We start from the raw sequence: 4,827 nt of genomic DNA, 5'->3' as shown, positions 1-4,827 counted from the left end.
GGCGGCGAAGACCTGTTCGCGGGCCGGGTCGAGGAGCCGAACGCGGCCCTGGCCCTGCTGACCGGCCCGGCGGCCTCGGGCGACGCCGCCTTCGGCCATCTGTTCGACCCGGCGGGCGTGGCCGAGGCCAGAACCAAGCTGGAGGCCGGGTCGTCCGGCCCGATCGAGCTGATCGCCCGCGCCCACCCGGATCGCCAGCTGCACCTCTATGTCGCGCCCGAGGGCGACCGGCGCCGCGTCTGGCTGTTCGACGTGGCGGCGCAGAAGTCGATGGAGCTGCAGCTGTCGCAGGCCCAGAAGATGCAGGCCGTGGGCCAGCTGGCGGGCGGGGTCGCGCACGACTTCAACAACCTGCTGACGGCGATCCAACTGCAACTGTCGGGCCTGCTGGAGCGCCACCCGGTCGGCGATCCCTCCTATGAAGGGCTGAACGAGATCCGCCAGACCGCCATCCGCGCCGCCGATCTGGTGCGCAAGCTGCTGGCCTTCTCGCGCAAGTCGACCGTGCGGCGCGAGCGGCTGGATCTTGGCGAGCTGGTCGGCGAGTTCGCCGTCCTGCTGCGCCGCCTGCTGCGCGAGGACGTGCGTCTGGAGACCGACTACGGCCGCGACCTGCCGCTGGTGCTGGCCGACAAGAGCCAGTTGGAGACGGCGGTGATGAACCTGGCCGTCAACGCCCGCGACGCCATGCGCGGCGTGGTCGAACCCGGCGCCGGCGTGGTCACGATCAAGACCCGCCGTCTGACCGGCGCTCAGGCCCGCGACATGGGCTGGCGCGAGGCGACCGACGAGGTCGCCCTGATCGAGGTGTCGGACACCGGCCCAGGCGTGCCGACGGCCCTGCTGGACAAGATTTTCGAGCCCTTCTTCACCACCAAGGCGGTGAACGAGGGGACGGGCATGGGTCTGGCCACCGTCTACGGCATCGCTCAGCAGGCGGGCGGCCACATCACCGTCGCCAATCTGGACGGCGCCGGCGCCGCCTTCCGCATCTTCCTGCCCGCCGCCACGGCTGAGGAACTGGTCGAGGCACCCGTGGTCGAGAAGGTCGTCAAGGCGCCGCGCGACCTGTCAGGCGCGGGCCGCATTCTGTTCGTGGAGGACGAGGCCGCCGTGCGCGGCATCGCCGCCCGCCTGCTGCGCCAGCGCGGCTATGAGGTGATCGAGGCCGCCGATGGCGAGGAGGCCCTGATCCTGGCCGAGGAGTGGGCGGGCCAGATCGACATGCTGATCTCAGACGTCATCATGCCGGGGCTGGACGGGCCTTCGCTGCTCAGGAAGGCGCGGCCCTTCCTCGGCGACGCCCCGGTCATGTTCATTTCGGGCTACGCCGAGAGCGACTTTTCGGATCTGTTGCAGGACGAGGTCGGGGTGTCCTTCCTGCCCAAGCCGCTGGACATCAAGACCCTGGCTGAACGGGTGAAGCAGGAACTGCACGCAGGCTGACGACGGGCGAGGGCGTCAGGCCCTCATGTCCAGCCGTTCTTCCGGCGACCAGCGCCGTTCCCGCGCCGCCTCATGCAGGGTGTCGGCGAGGTCCAGCAGGTGATGGCGGCGAAGGCGCGGAATCACTTCCAGCAGTTGCAGGCGTAGGCTTTCTGCTTCGGCGTCCGACAGCAGGGCGTTTCGCGAAGAGGCGCGATCAGGCATGACGCATCCCCCTGAGTAAGCGACCTGAAAAGAGGGTCTGGGGCGTTCGGGAAACGGCTGTTTCGCGCTTTCGGTTCCGAAAAGCGGTTTCGCCTCGAGAATTGTGAACAAAGGCGACGTTCAAGGCTTGGGTCTGGCGCGCGCGGCCCTAGATAGGGTCCAGAGGAATCAAACGCCGTAAAGAGGAGTCTCCCATGGCCTTCACCCTGCCCCCGCTGCCCTACGCCTATGACGCGCTGGAGCCGGCCATCGACAAGGAGACGATGACCTTCCACCACGACAAGCACCATCAGACCTATGTCGACAACCTGAACAAGTTCGTCGACGCCACGCCCGAGGCGCAGGGCAAGTCGCTGGAAGACATCTTCGCGATCATGTCCAAGCTGCCGAAGCCGATCCGCAACAACGGCGGCGGCGTGTGGAACCACAGCCTGTTCTGGGAGCTGCTGGCCCCGGTCGGCGCGGGCGGCGAGCCCTCGGCCGAACTGGCCGCCAAGATCGACGCCGAACTGGGCGGCATGGACAAGTTCAAGGCTGACTTCGACGCCGCCGGCGCCGGTCAGTTCGGTTCGGGCTGGGCTTGGCTGATCCTTCAGGACGGCAAGCTGAAGGTCACCTCGACCCCGAACCAGGACAACCCGCTGATGGACGACGCGGCCGAGAAGGGCGCCGTCCTGCTGGCTGCCGACGTGTGGGAGCACGCCTACTACCTCAAGTACCAGAACCGCCGGGTCGACTACCTCAAGGCCTTCTGGTCGGTGGTGAACTGGAACAAGGTCAACGAACTGTACGAAGCCGCCAAGGGCTGATGCAGACCAGACGCCCCGCCGATCCCGGCGGGGCGTTTTTCTTTCGGGGGGGCGAGGATGACACCATATTTGAAACTGGCCGCTTCGGGGCTTGTGCTGGGTCTTCTGATCGGCGCCGGCGCCTGCCAGCAGCAGCCCAAGTCCGACGAACAGGGGCAGGGACGGGCGGTCGTCGCCGCGGCCTCGCCCGACGTGCGTCCCTTTACGGTGGGCGAGCTGAAGCTGGCGGCTCTGCGGGACGGCGAGATCGTCGTGCCGGTGGCGCAAACCCCGTGGGTCGAAGCCGGGGCCAAGGCTGAAGAGATCACCGCCCTGCTGACGGCGGGCGGCGCGCCGACGGATGCGGTCCATCTGCCGGTGCAGCCGTTGCTGGTGCGCGACGGCGATCGCGTGGTGCTGATCGACGCCGGGGCGGGCGGTCAGATGGGGACGGCCAATTTGCTGGTCGGTTCGCTGCGGGCTGCGGGCGTCGAACCGGCGCAGGTGACGGATATTCTGATCTCCCACGCCCACGGCGACCATGTCGGCGGCCTGGTCGACGCCGAGGGCGCCCCGGTCTTTCCCAATGCGGTGATCCGCATGAGCGCGCCGGAATGGGACGCGGCCCAGGCCGGCGCCGAAGCGCACGGGGCTGGGCCTCTGGTGGCGGCCATTAAGTCGAAGGTCGAAACCTTCCAGCCGGGCGCGCAGGTCACGCCCTCGATCCGCGCCGTGCCGTTGAAGGGGCACACGCCGGGCCACTCCGGCTATGAAATCGCCTCCGGCTCCGAGCGTCTGCTCTATCTCGGCGACGCCCTGCACAGCTCCATCATTTCGGTTCCTCGTCCCGACCTGGCGCTGGTCTGGGACAGCGACCGCGCTGTAGGCGCCGCGACACGGCGTGAGATCCTTGAGCGCGGCGCGACCGAACGGCTGCGTCTGTACGGCGTTCACTTCCCCTTCCCGGGCCTGGGGCGGATCGAGCGCCGGGGCGAGGGCTACGTCTGGGTCGCGGAGGCGGCGCCCGCCGTCTGATCGGCGCTCAGTCGCCTTCTTCCGCCAGAAGCGCCGCCAGCCGCGCCTCGCCGTCCGTGATCGCCTGACGCTTCAGGGCGTCCGGCGCATAGGCGCGGCCGTCCAGAACGATGTGGCGCAGGCGGCGCGTGTCGCGAATATCGCGCGATGGGTCGCCCTCGACGATCAGCAGGTCGGCGCGGCGGCCCACGGCGATGCGGCCGATGTCGTCGCGCTTCAGGATGTCAGCCGCCGTTCCCGTCGCGGCCGACAGCGCCTGCAAGGGGCTGAGGCCCGCGCGGGTCATCAGCTCCATCTCCAGGTGCAGGCCTCCGCCGGGCAGGTTGTAGGCGCCGGCGGGCGTGTCCGAACCGGCGCCGATGCGGCCGCCCAGTTGGGCCAGACGCAGGGCTACGGCCGCGCCGACGCGGGCGTCCTGCCTCGCCTTGCTGTTGCTCTCGGCATCGGCGTGGAAATGCTGATGCACGCCGCGCCATTGCTGATCCAGACCGTCGCGGACCGTCCCTGCCGCATCGCCCAGCGGCAGATCGGTCAGCACCGGATCGGGCGACTGCGTCTCGGCGGTGAAATGGAAGACGGACAGGGTGGGGATCAGCGCCGTATCCGCCGCCAGCAGGGCGCGCGCCATCTGATCGATCAGCGCCGGATCCAGGCTTTCCGCCTCCAGATCGCCGCCCAGCCGGCGATAGGCCAGGGCCGCGCCGCTGGCGTGTTCAAGACTGTCCAGCCCCAGGGCGGCGGCCTGGAGCAGGTCGACTTCGGCGCCGCTGAGGCCGCGGGTCGAGGCCATGCCCAGGTCGGCCATCGTCGGCAGCCCCAGGTCTTTCGCGCGTCGGACGGCGGCGGCGAAGGCGTCGGGCGGCGTTTGCTCGTACAGCTTGACCCAGTCGGCGCCTTCTGCGGCCAGGGCGTCGACGGCGGCGACGGCCTGCGCGGGCGTCGCGGCGATGAGCAGTTCTATGCCGTCCAGAGAGGGGCCGTCGGCGGCGCGCGCGGGCGAGGGCGCGTCCGGCGTCGCCTCGGGATAGAAGCGTTTGATGATGCTGTTCTCGCCGTCCAGCATCGGCCCGGCCCAGACCAGCCGCGCGTGCGGCGCGGGCAGGTCGTTCAGGGCGCGGGCCATCTCCGTTGTGGTGTTGGCCGACCGCACCGTGGTCACGCCCGAAGCCAGGAACCAGCCGTAGTAGTGCGGACGCGGGTGGACGTGCAGGTCGATCAGGCCGGGGATGATGCTGCCGTCGCCGGCGTCGATGACGGCGGCGCCGGGCGGCGTCGGGCAGTCGGCCGCGCGGCCCACGCAGGCGATGACGCCGTCCACGGCCACCACCCGCCCTCCGATAATCGGCGCCGCGCC

The 4,827-nt window shown here is 69.8% G+C and carries 5 protein-coding genes; 3 read left to right on the top strand and 2 right to left on the bottom strand.

What is annotated here, in order from left to right:
• Nucleotides 1–1,446: hybrid sensor histidine kinase/response regulator (locus BDIM_RS00490; RefSeq protein WP_040344690.1), on the top strand; the 1,446-nt coding region annotated here is incomplete at its 5' end.
• A 15-nt stretch (nt 1,447–1,461) separates the two neighbouring features.
• Here BDIM_RS00490 and BDIM_RS00485 read toward each other — a convergent pair.
• Nucleotides 1,462–1,650, bottom strand: coding sequence for a hypothetical protein (locus BDIM_RS00485; protein WP_003163598.1), 189 nt, complete (start codon nt 1,648–1,650; stop codon nt 1,462–1,464).
• Between the two features lie 194 nt (nt 1,651–1,844).
• Here BDIM_RS00485 and BDIM_RS00480 point away from each other — a divergent pair, with 194 nt between their 5' ends.
• Entirely contained in the window at nt 1,845–2,459 is a 615-nt protein-coding gene (locus BDIM_RS00480; protein WP_003163596.1) for a superoxide dismutase, read from the top strand.
• Nucleotides 2,460–2,528: 69 nt separating this feature from the next.
• Complete coding sequence (locus tag BDIM_RS00475) at nt 2,529–3,473, top strand: MBL fold metallo-hydrolase (RefSeq protein WP_244911875.1); 945 nt, start codon at nt 2,529–2,531, stop codon at nt 3,471–3,473.
• Between the two features lie 7 nt (nt 3,474–3,480).
• On the opposite strand, the gene BDIM_RS00470 is transcribed toward BDIM_RS00475, so the two are convergent.
• Nucleotides 3,481–4,827, bottom strand: a 1,347-nt coding sequence (locus BDIM_RS00470) for an amidohydrolase family protein (RefSeq protein WP_169312108.1), incomplete at its 5' end; no start/stop codon positions are given.

This window comes from Brevundimonas diminuta ATCC 11568 (assembly GCF_000204035.1).
Taxonomy (GTDB): Bacteria; Pseudomonadota; Alphaproteobacteria; order Caulobacterales; family Caulobacteraceae; genus Brevundimonas; species Brevundimonas diminuta.
The sequence above is the reverse complement of the archived record's forward strand: the minus strand, read 5'-3'. Positions and strand labels throughout refer to the sequence as shown.